The organism is Neorhizobium galegae (assembly GCF_017877055.1).
GTDB lineage: Bacteria > Pseudomonadota > Alphaproteobacteria > Rhizobiales > Rhizobiaceae > Neorhizobium > Neorhizobium galegae_D.
In genome coordinates this window covers 262,303-276,909 of sequence record NZ_JAGIPG010000004.1, presented here as the reverse complement: position 1 = coordinate 276,909, position 14,607 = coordinate 262,303, and the positions used below count along the sequence as shown (strand labels likewise).

15 protein-coding genes are annotated in these 14,607 nt (G+C 56.7%); 6 read left to right on the top strand and 9 right to left on the bottom strand.

What is annotated here, in order from left to right; genetic code table 11:
• Positions 1-217: 217 nt before the first annotated feature.
• On the bottom strand, positions 218-487 hold the full coding sequence (locus tag J2857_RS31530) for a helix-turn-helix domain-containing protein (protein ID WP_432420181.1): 270 nt from the start codon (positions 485-487) through the stop codon (positions 218-220).
• Between the two features lie 249 nt (positions 488-736).
• On the opposite strand from J2857_RS31530, the gene J2857_RS24605 reads away from it, so the two are divergent.
• Genes J2857_RS24605 through J2857_RS24580 form a run of 6 tightly spaced genes read left to right on the top strand, consistent with a single transcriptional unit; the run spans position 737 to position 6,762 of the window.
• A complete protein-coding gene (locus J2857_RS24605) occupies positions 737-1,768 on the top strand; it encodes an ABC transporter substrate-binding protein (protein ID WP_210012727.1) in 1,032 nt (343 codons plus the stop codon).
• Positions 1,769-1,773: 5 nt separating this feature from the next.
• The gene (locus tag J2857_RS24600; RefSeq protein ID WP_210012726.1) at positions 1,774-2,556 is read left to right on the top strand and encodes an ABC transporter ATP-binding protein; all 783 of its coding nucleotides are present in this window, start codon (positions 1,774-1,776) and stop codon (positions 2,554-2,556) included.
• Between the two features lies 1 nt (position 2,557).
• A complete protein-coding gene (locus tag J2857_RS24595) occupies positions 2,558-3,310 on the top strand; it encodes an ABC transporter permease (RefSeq protein ID WP_245363800.1) in 753 nt (250 codons plus the stop codon).
• Complete coding sequence (locus tag J2857_RS24590) at positions 3,311-4,276, top strand: nucleoside hydrolase (protein ID WP_210012724.1); 966 nt, start codon at positions 3,311-3,313, stop codon at positions 4,274-4,276.
• Positions 4,277-4,284: 8 nt separating this feature from the next.
• Positions 4,285-5,271 carry an adenosine deaminase gene (gene add, locus J2857_RS24585; RefSeq protein WP_210012723.1) on the top strand — a complete coding sequence of 329 codons (987 nt, stop codon included), beginning with the start codon at positions 4,285-4,287 and terminating at the stop codon, positions 5,269-5,271.
• 24 nt (positions 5,272-5,295) lie between these two features.
• Positions 5,296-6,762, top strand: coding sequence for a PLP-dependent aminotransferase family protein (locus tag J2857_RS24580; protein ID WP_210012722.1), 1,467 nt, complete (start codon positions 5,296-5,298; stop codon positions 6,760-6,762).
• A 28-nt stretch (positions 6,763-6,790) separates the two neighbouring features.
• Here J2857_RS24580 and J2857_RS24575 read toward each other — a convergent pair whose 3' ends face one another.
• The 8 genes from J2857_RS24575 to J2857_RS24540 form a co-directional block, all read right to left on the bottom strand.
• Positions 6,791-7,837: an aldo/keto reductase gene (locus J2857_RS24575; protein ID WP_210012721.1), complete on the bottom strand. Its 1,047-nt coding sequence runs from the start codon at positions 7,835-7,837 to the stop codon at positions 6,791-6,793.
• Between the two features lie 51 nt (positions 7,838-7,888).
• Complete coding sequence (locus J2857_RS24570; RefSeq protein ID WP_210012720.1) at positions 7,889-8,800, bottom strand: dihydrodipicolinate synthase family protein; 912 nt, start codon at positions 8,798-8,800, stop codon at positions 7,889-7,891.
• A gap of 80 nt (positions 8,801-8,880) precedes the next feature.
• On the bottom strand, positions 8,881-9,735 hold the full coding sequence (locus J2857_RS24565; protein ID WP_210012719.1) for a transporter substrate-binding domain-containing protein: 855 nt from the start codon (positions 9,733-9,735) through the stop codon (positions 8,881-8,883).
• 136 nt (positions 9,736-9,871) lie between these two features.
• The gene (locus J2857_RS24560) at positions 9,872-10,636 is read right to left on the bottom strand and encodes an amino acid ABC transporter ATP-binding protein (protein ID WP_210012718.1); all 765 of its coding nucleotides are present in this window, start codon (positions 10,634-10,636) and stop codon (positions 9,872-9,874) included.
• The gene (locus J2857_RS24555; RefSeq protein WP_210012717.1) at positions 10,633-11,490 is read right to left on the bottom strand and encodes an amino acid ABC transporter permease; all 858 of its coding nucleotides are present in this window, start codon (positions 11,488-11,490) and stop codon (positions 10,633-10,635) included. Before J2857_RS24555 ends, J2857_RS24560 begins: the two co-directional genes overlap by 4 nt.
• 29 nt (positions 11,491-11,519) lie before the next feature.
• Entirely contained in the window at positions 11,520-12,017 is a 498-nt protein-coding gene (locus tag J2857_RS24550) for a DUF3237 domain-containing protein (protein WP_432420180.1), read from the bottom strand.
• A gap of 32 nt (positions 12,018-12,049) precedes the next feature.
• Complete coding sequence (locus tag J2857_RS24545) at positions 12,050-12,883, bottom strand: SDR family NAD(P)-dependent oxidoreductase (RefSeq protein ID WP_210012715.1); 834 nt, start codon at positions 12,881-12,883, stop codon at positions 12,050-12,052.
• Between the two features lie 97 nt (positions 12,884-12,980).
• Entirely contained in the window at positions 12,981-14,495 is a 1,515-nt protein-coding gene (locus tag J2857_RS24540; protein ID WP_210012714.1) for a PLP-dependent aminotransferase family protein, read from the bottom strand.
• Positions 14,496-14,607 lie beyond the last annotated feature (112 nt).

The window sequence follows — 14,607 nt, the reverse complement described above, 5'->3', positions numbered from 1 at the left end:
TATGGAAGATAGGGTTGCAGAGTCTAGACACCGGGGCGCGGAGGTTATCGTCGAACCACTCTTCGCCCGGGCGAATTCCCGTTCGCGACAGCCGCAAAAAATCGAATGCTTCATCTTGCTCGGGTCAGACTGCGCCGCTCGCTTTCAGTGCCATGTGATCCCAATATGGGTTGAGGCCCTGATCCATCAGGGGTCTAAATCAAGACGAACCGCCGGCTCACAGAAATCCCGGGCGGCGGATTAAGGCCTCGAGATCACCGATGGTCAATGAGATCGTCTCGTGTATTGAGCAGGATCTAAGACAGCCTGTCAATCGGCGCGGAATGTTGGAGGGTGGCAAAAGCGCAACTCCCAGATCTTGCTCGACCTTCAGGATCTGGCGATCGATTGCAGATGCAGAGACGTGAAGCTTATCGGCAGCTTTCCGGATCGACTTCGTTCGGGAAACCTCGACGAAATAGATGAGGAATTTTGAAAACACAGTCATGCGCTATCTGCCTGCAACGTCGCCGCGGATACTGTTGGTATATCCGACACCGCAGATATCCGGCGATAAATGTCACGGGCCAGTTCCTGCAATATGCAAAGCCAGCCAACATGAAAATCGGCTGGATAACGACCACGTTGGGCGCCAGCCCGCAGCGTGGTTCCGTACTTTGGGGCTTCTGGCTCTTCCTTAAAACGCGTCCTCTCTACAAATTTCTATCAACAAGAAATCCATAAGAGGGGCTTTAAAATGAATGATGTTTCGGATTTTTACAAACCAAGTCTCAATAGACGTCGCTTCCTCGCAGCCACCGGGCTGGGTGCAGCGTTCGTTGCCGTAGGCCCGGCCAATGCTCAGGGACGAACCGCTGTGCGGATTCAATATGACTGGTTGATCGACAATGCGAAGATCGGTGAAATCGTCGCCCTGCAACGTGGCTTTTTCAAAGACGATGGCATCGATCTGACGATCAGCCCCGGCGGCCCCAACGCCCAGACCGTACCTCCCGTACTGGCGAACCAGGCACAGGCGGGCCAGATGGGATCCAATCAGGTGCTCGCCGCCTGTGGCGAAGGAATACCGCTGAAAATGTTTGCGACGACGTATCAGAATGCGCCGCTCGTCTACGTTTCGCTTCCAAGAGCGCCTGTTCGCAAACCGGCTGATCTGGTTGGCAAGAAGGTTGCAGTCACCCCGAACGGTCGGTGGTTGATGAACCTGATGCTCACTGTGAACAACATCGATGCAAGCAAGGTGGAAATCGTCACCGCAGGCGCAGATCTGTCTCCCCTCCTGCTGGGTCAGGCCGATGTGGGCGTCGGCTTCTCAACCAATACGAAAGCATTGTCAGTGCTCGGTGCCGATCGAATCCTGATGAGCGCCAAGGATGCCGGAATTCCTTACTATACGGGTACGTATTTCACCTCGGCAGAAGATTACGACAAGCGGAAGGACGGCTTGAAACGATTTGTCCGCGCCGTCGGCAAGGGTTGGCAGTGGGCTTACGAAAACCGCCGGGATGCCGTCAACATCATGTGCGACGCCTATCCGAACATGGATCGCGAGGTTGAACATCAGACGGTCGACACGGTCATGAACCTCGCGTTTTCAGAGGACACCAAAACTTTCGGCTGGGGATGGATCGACAGCAAACGCATGCAGGAAGAAATCGATCTCTTCAACAAGGGCGGTGGCTTTAAAAATCGCGTTCCCGATCTCGGCGGCGTCATGACCCAGGAAATTCTGGAACAGACAGCGGACGCTCGTCCGCGGTTTGGATAAGCCCGATGGCGCATAGTGCATTTTCATTGCATGAACTGGGTGTGACGTTCGGGCTAGCGGACCGGTCCGTTGTCGCTTTCCGGGATGTATCTCTGGAAGCAGAGGCTGGTCAGTTCATCGTATTGATCGGCCCATCTGGCTGCGGAAAATCGACGCTGCTGCGTACCATAGGCGATCTCCTCCCGGCCAGCCTAGGCTTGGTTTCGGTCTTCGGCACTGAGCCTCGAAGCGCTCGAATGGAACGGAAAATCTCATTTGTTTTCCAGGACGCGACCCTTCTGCCTTGGCGTACGGTTCTTCAAAACGTTCAGCTGCCATTGCAGGTGGGTGGATGGAGAAAAACCGGGCGGCCGAACCGCAGTCCGGAGGACATGATCGCTCTCGTCGGGCTTTCCGGGCGCGAGAACGCCTATCCTCGTGAGTTGTCCGGAGGTCAGCGCCAGCGCGTTTCCATAGCACGCGCCCTCGTAACAAACCCGGACATCCTGCTGATGGACGAGCCGTTCGGAGCCCTCGATGAGATCACCAGGGACCGATTGAACGAGGAATTGCTGCGCATCTGGCGGGAAATCGGCACGACGATCGTCTTTGTGACGCATGGCCTCTCCGAAGCAGCATTTCTAGGCGAAAAAGTTGTCGTGATGAGTGCCAATCCAGGGCGCATCATGCAGGTGGTCGATCTGACGGAGCGCAAGCCCGGCAACAGGATAGATCGCTCATCGGCGGAGTTCTTTGAAATCGCATCGGAGCTGAGAACCATCCTCCATCGCGCCTATGGGGAGGCTTGAAATGGTCAGCTCATTGAAGAACTGGCTCTGGCCGGTTGTTGGAATCGTTTCTCTTCTGGTCCTCTGGCATGCCGCGGTCGTCGTCTTCCAGGTGAAGACGTTCGTCGCACCGAGCCCGCTCGCCGTGGTCGCCGCGCTGTGGACGAACCGCTGGCTTTTGCTGAACAATCTCTATCCGACGGCGCTCGAGGCGATCAGCGGTTTTGCGCTGGGCAACACCGTTGCCGTTCTGCTCGCCACCCTATTTATCCATAGCCAGACATTGCGGCGCATGTATTTTCCGGCCGTCGTGATCTTCAATACCATACCGATCATCGCGCTTTCGCCGATCCTGATCCTGATCTTTGGCCTGACCGTGACGTCCAAGGTCATTATCGCGGCCATCATCTGCTTGTTTCCCACACTGGTGAATATGATCAGAGGCTTCGAGGCCGTTTCGGCATCGGAACTGGAACTCATGCGCATCATGGCCGCCAGCCGGCGGGAAGTCTTCTTCCGTCTTCGGCTACCCCGCTCGCTACCCTTTCTTTTCTCGGCTCTGAGAATTGCCAGCACCACCTGCGTCATCGGAGCTATCGTCAGCGAGTGGATCGGTGCACGGGACGGTATAGGTGTTCTCATCATCCAATCGACATTCGAATATCGAACCGAAGTTCTTTACGCATCGATCGTGACTTCTTCCGCTCTGGCACTGACGCTTTTTGGAATAGTCGCACTCGTTGAGGCGGCAGCCGTGCGGTGGCGCACTAACTGATTGGAATTCATCATGAAAAAAGTTTTGATCGATTCCGATACCGGTCTCGATGATGCGATGGCCTTTGTTCACGGCATGCTTATGCCGGAGATCGAGATTGTCGGCGTGACGGCTGGCCATGGCAACGGAGCGACAGAAGATTGCGCCTATCATGCCATCGAGTTGATCGAACTGATGGGGAAGAACATTCCCGTCGTGCGTGGGGCGGAAGGCCCGCTGATTTCCGGCTGCGGTTTCGCACCCGAAGTTCACGGGCTTTATGCCCGAGGTGCACTTGGAAAACTCGATTATGCATCGAAGGTCACGCCGGGCTATGGTCCGGTTTTCATGCTCGAACAGATCAGGCGCTATGGGCCTGATCTGACGATCGTCGCGATGGGGCGGCTGACGAACCTCGCATTGGCCTATTGCCTCGACCCCGAATTGATGAAGACCGTCGGATCCATCATGTGGCTTGGTGGTGCGCATTCGACGTCAGGCAATACGAGCCCGACCGGCGAAGCAAATCTGGATGGAGATCCCGAGGCCGCGCGGATCGTGTTGCGGCCGGAACTTCCCGTCACAATCGTTACGCTCGACGTCTCTATGGATGCCCGGATCACCGAGTCCGATGTGCAGGCGATGAAAGCAGTCGCTCATCCTGCTGTCCAGCATCTGACGAAGATCCTGCCCTTCTATCTCGATTTCTATGAATCTATTTTAGGTATCCGAGAGTGCTCTGGCCATGTCGGCCTGCTTCTGGCCATGGTCGCCCATCCGTCCTTGATCCGGAAAACCTACAGATTGCCGGTTCGCGTTGAAACGGCCGGTGAGTTCACCAGGGGAATGCTGGTCGTCGACCGACGTAGCCTTCGTTCGAACACCGCTCCGGCCAGCACCGAAAACGGCATCGAAATCATCTGGGAGGTCGATATCGAGAGATATCATCAGCTTTTTATGAGCGCTATTTTGTCCGCCGCCGCGTAGGAAGCCCGATGTCTGATCTTCTGAATACCCAGGCGATACCGAAGGTTGAACTCCACCTTCATCTGGATTGCTCCCTGAGCTTCCGGTCGGTCAGCGCTTTGATTTCCGACATGACGTTTGAGCGTTACCGCGCCGAATATCTAGCCCCGCCCAAGTGTCGAGATCTGGTTGATTATTTGGGTTTTCTTGCTGCACCACAAGCACTGCTGCAAAACGTTCGTGCCTTGAAGATCGCAACCCTCGACCTCTTCAGGCAATTGGAAGAAGACGGTGTCGTCTATGCGGAAATCCGTTTTGCCCCTCACCTCCACCTGGCTGCCGGGCTGAAGCCGCAGGATGTCGTTGAAGCCGTTCTCGAAGGGCGGTCGGAGGCTCAACGGCAATATTCGGTCGAAAGCCGGATCATCCTGTGCACGCTTCGACATTTCGATACCGCTATGGGTTTGGAAGTCGTGAAGCTGGCAAAGATATATCAAGCACAGGGAGTTGGCGGCATCGATCTCGCCGGTGACGAAGCCAATTATTCGCTCGACGCTCATATTCCCGTTTTCCGGAAAGCTAGGGAACTCGGAATACACGCCACGGCGCATGCCGGCGAGGCGCTCGGAGCAGAAAGCGTGCGTGAAGTCGTCGAGAAATTGGGAGTGCGCCGTATCGGACACGGCGTCAGATCGATCGAAAGCCGGGCTGTGATCGATATTCTGAACGAAAGGGATGTTCACCTGGAGGTCTGCCCTTCCTGCAATATCCAGATCGATGTCTTCGACCGATATGAGGATCACCCCATAGACCGTCTGGCCCGCCAGGGACTATCTGTCGGGGTGAACACGGATGCGCGCGGCCCGACGGATCTGACGCTTTCGAATGAATACGAGAGGCTTCGCGAGAAGTTTGGCTGGACACCAGCGGCATTTCAAAAAGCAAACACGAACGCACTCGCCGCTGCCTTCATCGACGCGACCGATCGGGACAGGATTATGCTACGACTCGTCTAGGGCCGCGATACATTGGAAGTTCGAATGCGATATTGGCACGACTACGCGATCGCTTGGGGTGAGATAATAGACGAGATCGCAACTGGCACCCCTGCGGTGAAGAGTACGCAGATGCTGCGCGTGCTTGCGGAGCGCATATTGGATGGCACGCTGCCTGCAGATGCGCAAGTTCCACCCACACGACAGATAGCCTCCCGCCTCAGTATGGGCCGTAACAACGTCCTTCGCGCTCTGAGCATGTTGGTCGACCAGGGCTATCTGGTGGCGAAGCCGCGGTCCGGGTTCTACGTCGCGAAGGTCGCGACTCAAGCGCCACGATCATACGAGACAACAGAAAGCGTCGAGACGATATGGCGGTCTCGTCTACCGACGCCTCCTATCGCGAAGGTACGACGCCAATCCTTTTACATCGGGTACGACATCCCTTTCCGCGGTTCGGGCTTCGACCTCCACCTCTTTCCGGCCAACGCATGGCGCGACTGCGAGAGAGAGGCCATGAGCCTGACCCAGATTTCAGACTGGGGAAGAGACAGCGTCGAAGCAGACGACCCTCGGCTTATCAGCCAATTGAGAACCCAGATCCTGCCAAGCCATGGCATCTGGGCACGGCCGGAAGAAATTCTGATCACGCTCGGCGGGCAAGGCGCGCGCTATCTCCTGGCCCGGCTGCTCGGCGGGCCTGGCGTATCTTTCGGACTTGAAGACCCTTGTCTGCCAGATTTCCTGGAGGTTTCGCGACTGTCTGGGTCGAAGGTTGTCAGCATACCGACCGATCGCGAAGGCGCTATCCCAGGGCCGGAACTGGATTCTTGCCAGGTTGCCGTTCTGACGCCAGGACACCAGTTTCCGACGACGGCCGTCATGCCGCTTCAGCGACGTCACGACATTCTGAAAAGAGCAGAGCAGAACGACTGTGTCCTCATCGAAGACACATTCGAAACCGACCTGCTCGATGGACCGGAAAAGCTTGCCACGCTGAAGAGCATCGACCGATCAGGGCGTGTCATTTTCATTGGAACCCTGTGCCGTCAGATGGCGCCGGGGCTCCGCATCGGCTATGTGGTGGGACATCCGCACGTCATCGAACAACTCCGTGAATTGCAGAGGCTGGTGCATCGTCATACGCCCGGAAACACGCAAAGGGCACTCGCTCTTTTTATCGAAAGGGGGCATTATCGCCCGTTCGTTAGGAAAGCGCGGCTGGAGCTTGAGCGACGCGGAAATCTACTCAAGCGCGCGCTGGCTGATGACATCCCGGAGATCTCCGTCTTCCATCGAGACGGAACCTCCTCATTCTGGTGCGAACTGCCCCTTTCAAAGGATGGCACGCGATTGACCGAAATGGCGCAGGATACAGGCCTGCTCGTGGAAGCGGGCGAAAGCTTCTTCCATACGTCAACGGCACCGCGAAATCACCTTCGACTTTCCGTGGCTTCGGTCACCGACGATCAGATCGTCGAAGGTGTGGGAAGACTTGCAAGACTACTCTAGGCGCCAATTTCGAGCACTCTCCTTTTGTCTACGCGACGTATCTCGATGGGAAAATGACATCTGGCGCCTTTCCGCCGGCCGTACTATTCCTGATGAAATCGCTTGCCAGAATGGCGTGCGGATATCCAAGCTCGATTGCGCTTGCGTCGTTCAATCGGGCTACCTGTTCAGCAGACAATGTGACCTCGGTAGACAGAAGCGTATCCTGAAACTGTGCGAGGCTACGCGGGCCAAGGATTGGCAGCACTCCCCTCGACCTTACCCAGGCTATCGCGACCCGCGCGGGATTGCTGGATGTTTCCCTTCCTATGACCTCCAGCAGGTCGATGATCGCCGTGTTTCTGCCATCGCTTTCGGCATGGAACAGGCCGCCGCCCATGGCTTCTTTGCGGCCGGTCGCTCCGGCACGATACTTTCCCGTCAAGACACCGCCGCCGAGCGGCGACCAGGCGACCATGCCCAGCTCGAGCGCCGAGGCCATCGGCAGGAATTCCCGGTCTGGCGTCCGCTCGACAAGACTGTATTCGAATTGCAGCCCTGCGACAGGAAGCGTGTTACGAAGTTCCGCGATCGCCGTCGCCCTTGATATCCGCCACGCCGGAAAGTTTGAGAAGCCGGCATAGATAATCTTTCCGCTTCTCGCCAGATCATCCAGGCCTCGAAGGATTTCCTCCACTGGCGTCACCTGATCGGCGACATGTACCCACAGCATGTCGAGGCGATCGGTTTTGAGGCGCTTGAGGCTGCGCTCGACGGACCGGATCATCGTCTTGCGACTATTGCCTGTCTGTAAAACACCAGAGCCGGCGCGATCATTCTCGGTATATTTCGACGCGATTACCACCTCGTCGCGAAGCGACTGCGTCAGCGAGCCTATGATCTCCTCGGACTCTCCCGCCTGATAGGTGTCTGCCGTGTCGATGAAGTTGCCGCCGGCCTCCAGATAGGCTTGAACGATCTTCTCGCATTCGGACAGCTCGGCGCCATATCCCCATCTCGTACCGAACATGGCGGTACCCAGGACATATTCGGAGACCCGAAGCCCCGTATGCGCGCCAAAAGGAAGATACTTCATGCTTGGTTTCTCCTTGCGTGGATATGGCTAGTCAGCTTATCTGGCCGCGGGTCAAAGGCCGACCTCGGCGAGGATCTGACGGACCTTTTGCGTTTCGTCGGAGTTCAGTAGTTGTTGTGGTCTCGCCACCATGTTGGTGGAGATCACGCCTCTTTCGCGCAGGGCTGTCTTGGTTGCCCCTGAAAGAGCAGCGCTCAGACCAATTCTACCCATAGCCACGCCAGTGATGTCGAACAGCACACATAGCCGTTCCTGCTCCCGGCGCGCTCCCGCCAGATCACCTCGCTGAACCGCATTCCAAAGGCGTACGTAGCCGGCCGGATCTATATTGCCGAGACCTGGAACGACCCCATGCGCGCCCATGGAAAGCGCGCCATCCACGACCAGTTCGGAGCCGGTGAATGCGGAAAAATCGGGGTGATCGGCGAGGGCGAGAAGAATTTTCCGGAAATCCCGTTCGTCGCCGCTCGAATCCTTCAAGCCGATGATCGTGCCTTCCTGGGCAAGCTGGACGATGGTCTGCGGTCTTAGTTTGACCTGCGTGCAGAATGGAATGTCGTAGGCAAGGACTGGTATATCGGCTTTTTCTCGGATGTACCGATAGTGATCGGCGATCTCGACCGGATGCGTATGAGCATAAAACGGAGCAGTCGCAACAACCGCATTCACTCCAATCGCCTTGGCGACTGCGGCATGTCCGACAACGCGATCCGTAGCCGTATCGATAACACCTGCAAAGACCGGCAGTCTACCATCATTGATCTTGACCGCATGCTCCAGCAACCGGACGCGTGCGGCCGCGTCGTGGAAAACGGCTTCTCCGCTGGTTCCCAGCATAAATAATCCGTGGACACCCGCGTCAATCATGAACTCGATCAGACGAGTGGTGGAATCAAGGTCGAGATCGCCGGAATTGGTCAAAGGAGTAGCGAGCGGCGGGACGACGCCGGAAAAAAGGGGCATTGGTCTGTTCCTGACGGGATGGATTCGAGCATTCCCGATCAGCGCGAGATCCGGAATGCGAGTTAGGCAAACTGAAGACTTCAGTTCTGCCCGGCGTCGAACGTGACTTTTTCGAGGCTCATAGCCTTCAAACCGTATTTATCGAGCAGCTTGCCATACGTACCGTCGTCGATCAGCGACTGGATACCAGCGCCGATCGCATCCCGCAATTCGGTATCCGGTTTTTGGAAGGCAATGCCGAAGAGCGATGCATTCACGACATCGCCGATCTGGGCGTAGGAGCCGGCTTGAGTGCTCTGCAGATAGAGATACAATTCCTGGGCGATCATCGCCGCTTCGTAGCGGTTTTGGCTCAATCCCAGTTGCACGGGAAGATCGTCTGTGACGATCGTGATCGGGGTTTTAGCTTTAGCGACACAGGTCTTTTCGTTTATACCCTTCAGAACGTCCCCAAGCAGCGCAACGAAGCGAATATAGGCGACACTCTTGCCGCAGAGATCATCCCAGGATTTCACGCTCGAAGTCTTGTCCGAAGTCGTCATCATGACATAACCGGATCGCAGATAGTCGGCGAATGTCAGTGTCTCACGCCGCTTGGCATTATCGGCGATCCCGGCTCCGATGAGATCGAAACGACCTGCTTGCAATCCTGGAAAAAGATCCGGGAAAGTGGCAATCACCACTTCCATTTTCACGCCCATTTTCTTTTCGAGGGCCGCAAAAAGGTCGACGCTGAGACCGGTCAGCTCCTTGGTCTTGGGATCGATATAGTTGAATGGCGCATACTGGTTCTGCAAACCGACGCGAACCGCCTTGCTCTGGTACTTTTCCGGTAGCGATGCGGCGGATATCATCGACGCCGTGCCAAGCAGCAGCATCCCGGCGCCAGCCAAACTCCGCATCCAGCGAAATCGCGTGATCTTTTCCTGTGACATTGTTCCCTCTTGTTGTTTTGTGCTTCAGCTGCTGCGTTCCCAGCGTCGCTGTTGTAATATTCACCTGCTATTGATCTGGAGGAAGAACCAGAGCGATGGAAAAGCCGGAACCATAGGTGACCCGCAAACCGGCGGGTCAATGCCGCACGGCGGCCAGGAATTCGCGGGTTCGCGGGTTTTTCGGATTGCCAAGCAGATCACCCGTCTTGCCGGCTTCGACAATGGCACCACCGTCCATGAAGATGATGCGGTTCGCGGCCTCGCGCGCAAATGCGATCTCGTGGGTGACGATCACCATCGTCAGACCAGAACGGGCCAGTTCTTTCATGACGAGAAGCACTTCTCCCACAAGTTCGGGGTCGAGCGCCGATGTCGGCTCGTCGAACAACATCACGGACGGCTTCATGGCCAATGCGCGTGCAATCGCCACACGCTGCTGCTGGCCACCCGACAGTTGAGAAGGATAGGCATTCGCCTTGTCGGCCAGCCCCACACGTTCGAGAAATTGAAGGGCACTTTGAATTGACGCGGCTCGCAGCTCTTTCTTCACGCGCACCGGACCTTCGATGACATTTTCAAGAACGGTCATATGCGGGAAAAGATTGAACTGCTGGAACACCATTCCGATCTTCGACCTTTGCGCCGCCAACTGCCGGTTGGACAGAGCGTACAGGTGATTGGCTTGCTCGCGGTATCCAATGATCTCGCCGCCGACCCTGACGATGCCGGAAGTGGGACGTTCGAGCTGATTGATGCAACGTAGCAGCGTGCTTTTGCCGGAACCGGAAGGTCCAAGAATACAGACGACTTCCCCTTCTGCGATGTCGCAGGACACGCCCTTGAGCGCTTCAACTGTGCCGAAGGCTTTTCTGACTTTGGATATCTCGATGATAGGTTTCATAGATCGGCCTCACCAGCAGCACTTCCGCGACTTGAGCGATTGTAATAGCGCTCGATGTAACCCTGCACGATGGATAATATGCCGATGACAAGCGCATACCAGAACGCACAGACCATAAGCATTTCAATCACGCGACCGCTGGCGAAGTAGATCGATTGCGCCGAATAAATGATTTCCCGGTACTGGATGACGCTCGCGAGCGAGGTGTATTTCACCATGCCTATCGTTTCGTTTCCGAGCGGCGGAACGATGACACGCATGGCCTGGGGAATGATGATCCGATAGAGCGACTGACTATAGGTCATGCCGATCGAAGCCGCCGCTTCCACTTGCCCCCTGCCGACCGAGAGCAGACCACTTCGAATGACTTCGGTCGTATATGCGCCTTGTGCGATCCCGAATGCCAGCAATGCCGCGACGAACGGCGTCAGTACCTGGGTGGTCGAAACCGAGACCACGAACGGTATCGTGATCTGCGGAAAAATCAGAGCAAGATTATACCAGATCAGCAGCTGCAGGAGGATCGGCACGGAGCGGAAGACAAACATATAGCCGCGGGCGGTATAGCGAAGCACGGGGTTCTTCGAACCCGCCATCAAGGCGACGGTAACAGCCAGCATTACGCCGACGACCATTACGAAAACCGTCAGGATCATTGAATTGACGATCCCCGCCATGATGTCGCGATCGAAAAGATATTCACCGACGACCGCCCAGGCGATCTTCCCGACGACAAAGGCCCGCACGATGATGCCCAGCAACAAGATGATCAGAGCCACGGCCAGATATCGGCCGTAGTGAATTTTGCGAACGAAAACATACTCGTCAGGCGTGTTCAGGTCATTCTTACTCATCCAGCCTCCTATAACCTGCAGCCCTACGTTCAGGACACTTCAAAGAGACTGTATCTGACCCCGTCCGCCAGCCGTTGGCCGATACCGAAAGCGACGACGCGGTTCAACCAATCCAGCGGTTGCGATGCCGTCTCGAAACGCGGCGATATGCGGAAATAATAAGCATCGGCCGGCAGCTCTTTGCCGGCAGCGAGGTCTTGCATCACGGTCACCGAGCCATGGCGAATACCAGTATAGGACATCAGGATCTGGTCGCCGCCGCTCGTCTCCAATACGATCCTGGCATCAAGATGGAGAGACCCGTCTCTCTTTTCCGTCAGCCAGTCGCTTCCGCCGGGATGAACTGTCGCAGCGAGGCCTGGAATATCACTCGAGACCTGTCCGCCTTTCACAATCGCAACGCGTTTCGGCCCGGATGCCGTCGTTCCCACGGAAAGGGCGGGAGCGACCTGAAGCTGCATAACGAATAGCGGCCGGATCTTTGGCTCGCGCAGGACAGCCGGGATGGTTTTCCAATTACTTTCCATAGGTTCTCCAGGGTAAGATTCCGCCGGTTTGGTCAGTAAGGCGTATCACCACCATCGGTATTGACGGCCTGGCCGCGGATGATCAAGGCATCGTCGGAGAGGAGGAACGAGATGGTTCTCGCCACCTCGTCGGGTGTGATGTGCCGCTTCAATTGCGAACTGACAAGACGTGGGAATATATCGTCGACGTCACCACCGCTCACGCGCGCATAATTTGCCGCCGCCGCACGGAGCATGTCCGTGCCAATCCCGCCAGGGCACACGCAGTTGACGTTGATGTCGTACGGCGCAAACGAGGCAGCGAGGATTCGTGTCATGCTGATCAGCGCGGCCTTGCTCGCCCCATAGGTGATGGATTGCGTATGGCCCTTCTTGCCGGCTTCCGAAGCCACGTTGACGATCGCGCCACGCCTGCCGTTCTCGGCCATCGATCTCGCCGCGAGCCGTGCGAGTTCGAAGGCGCCATAGACGTTGACTGCCATCGTCGACTGCCAGTCGTCCCAACTTGCATTAATTGCGTCGCCGCGACGAACAAGCGCCGCGTTGTTGACCACACCGTCGATGAAACCGAGCTGCGCTGTCGATTGCTGGAAGGCCGTCTCGACGGACTGCTGCTGGCCGAGATCGCAGCCTATGCCAACGACTTTTCCCTCGTATTTGGCAACTGTGGCACTTAGCGCGTCTTCTCGCAGGTCCAAAGCCGCCACGGTTGCTCCCTCGGCAACGAGAAGCGCCACGAGCGCGCTACCGACGCCGCCTGCCGCTCCCGTCACGATGAACTTCTTTCCCTCGTGAACCGGAAAGAACCTTGTCTTCTGCCTTGACGGCAGTGGACCATGCGGAGCGGTTACCCAAAATTCGGACATGTTCTTAAATCCTTCGATTTCCATCCAATTAATCTGATAGTAGCGCTGGGGAGGCCTGACAGAAGAACCACCTTCGCAGAATTTGGAGGACCAATCGCTATTGCCGCAAGATATGCTCCTTGCTGACTGATCTGGTAACTCGATAGGCCTCGGCTAGAACGCGAACGCTTTTCTCTATTTGATCTTCTTTGACGCCTGAAACCGTCAGCCTCAAACAGTTGGAGGATCGGCCATCGACCGCGAAAAAATGAGACCCGGCCTCCACAAGAACACCTCGCCGCCTTGCTTCTGTAGCGACGGCATCGCTATCCACGCCCGCCGGCAATTCTCCCCAAAAGCAGGACGTTCCCACCTGATGGTGCCAGATAAGTTCCGGCAGATCGCGCCGAGCCATGGTCAGCAGTAATTGTCCACGGCGCTCAAGGATTTGGGTCGTCTGTTTGACGAACCTGCGATAATAGCCCCGTTCTATGAAGATCGCGAGCGACCTCTGATTATTCGCCGGAGGATGGCGGTGTACGAGACGTCGCAACATTCGCACATGGTCGATGAAAGCGGATGGCGCGACGATGAAGCCGATCCGGAGTCCGGGAGCCATGAGCCGGGAAAGGGTTCCGATATAGATCACCCGACCCGAGACATCATCCGCCTTGAGCGCCCTTGGCCCTCCCCTTTCATTGATGAACTCCGTTTCGAAAGTGTCCTCGACAACGACGAAGTCATTGAAGTCTGCCCGCTTCAGTATTTCCTTCCGTCGTTCGGCAGACAGAAGCGCGGTCGTCGGATTCTGATGACCTGGCGTTAGAAAAACGGCATCGCAGGCATCCATGGCTTCCGATGGAAGCACGCCCTGAGCATCGACTGTCAGGCCAACAGCCATCGCGCCCGAGAGTTGAACGGTTCGCGCCAGGTCGAGGCTGCAGGGGTTCTCGATTCCGATATGCGTTCCGGCTCGCGCCAGAACTCGCGATACGAGATATCGACCTTCCTGCGCTCCGACGGTGATGAGAATCTCGTCCGGCCGCGCCCATATACCGGATTGAGGAAGCACGTGGAGGCGGATCTGCTCGATCAGCCCCACATCGTCCCCATCGATCATGTCCCGCCCCCATTTTGCAATCTCCCCGAGGCCGGAGGCCGCACGCTCGCATTCCCGCCAGTGACTGGTCGGGAAGAGGCTGAGATCGAACTCGCCGAATCTCAACGATATGCTGCCGCGCACCGCGTTTGTCATGGCGGACGACTGCGGCAGGAGACGACTGGATGGTAGCCTCTTTTCCCAGTCAGGGCCTTTATTTATCTGGCTTGGGGAGCGATCGCCAGTTCTCGCCTGGCGTGATGCGCCTATGAAGATTCCCGACCGCTCCCTCGAATCAAGGTATCCGTTTTCCACAAGGCAACTGAGAGCGAAAAGCACGGTGTTTCGGCCGAGACCAAGCTTGCCTGCCATGACCCGGGTCGATGGCAACCGGGCGCCGCGTGGCAGGCGGCCGGCATCAATCCACTCACTTAGCCCCTTTGCCAGAGTAGCGTGGGTCAGCTTCTCTTCCGAGGTCACAAGGCTTGTCAAAACATGATCCCATGCGATGCTCGATGCACCCTGTCGTGTCATCCAAGTACCTTCCATATCATTGCCTGAAAACACGTATTCCGTTCGAAAGGATTGCGCGGAAATCGGGAAGATGGCAAAGTCCACTTATTGGCAAGTGGCTCAAAGGTGAGTG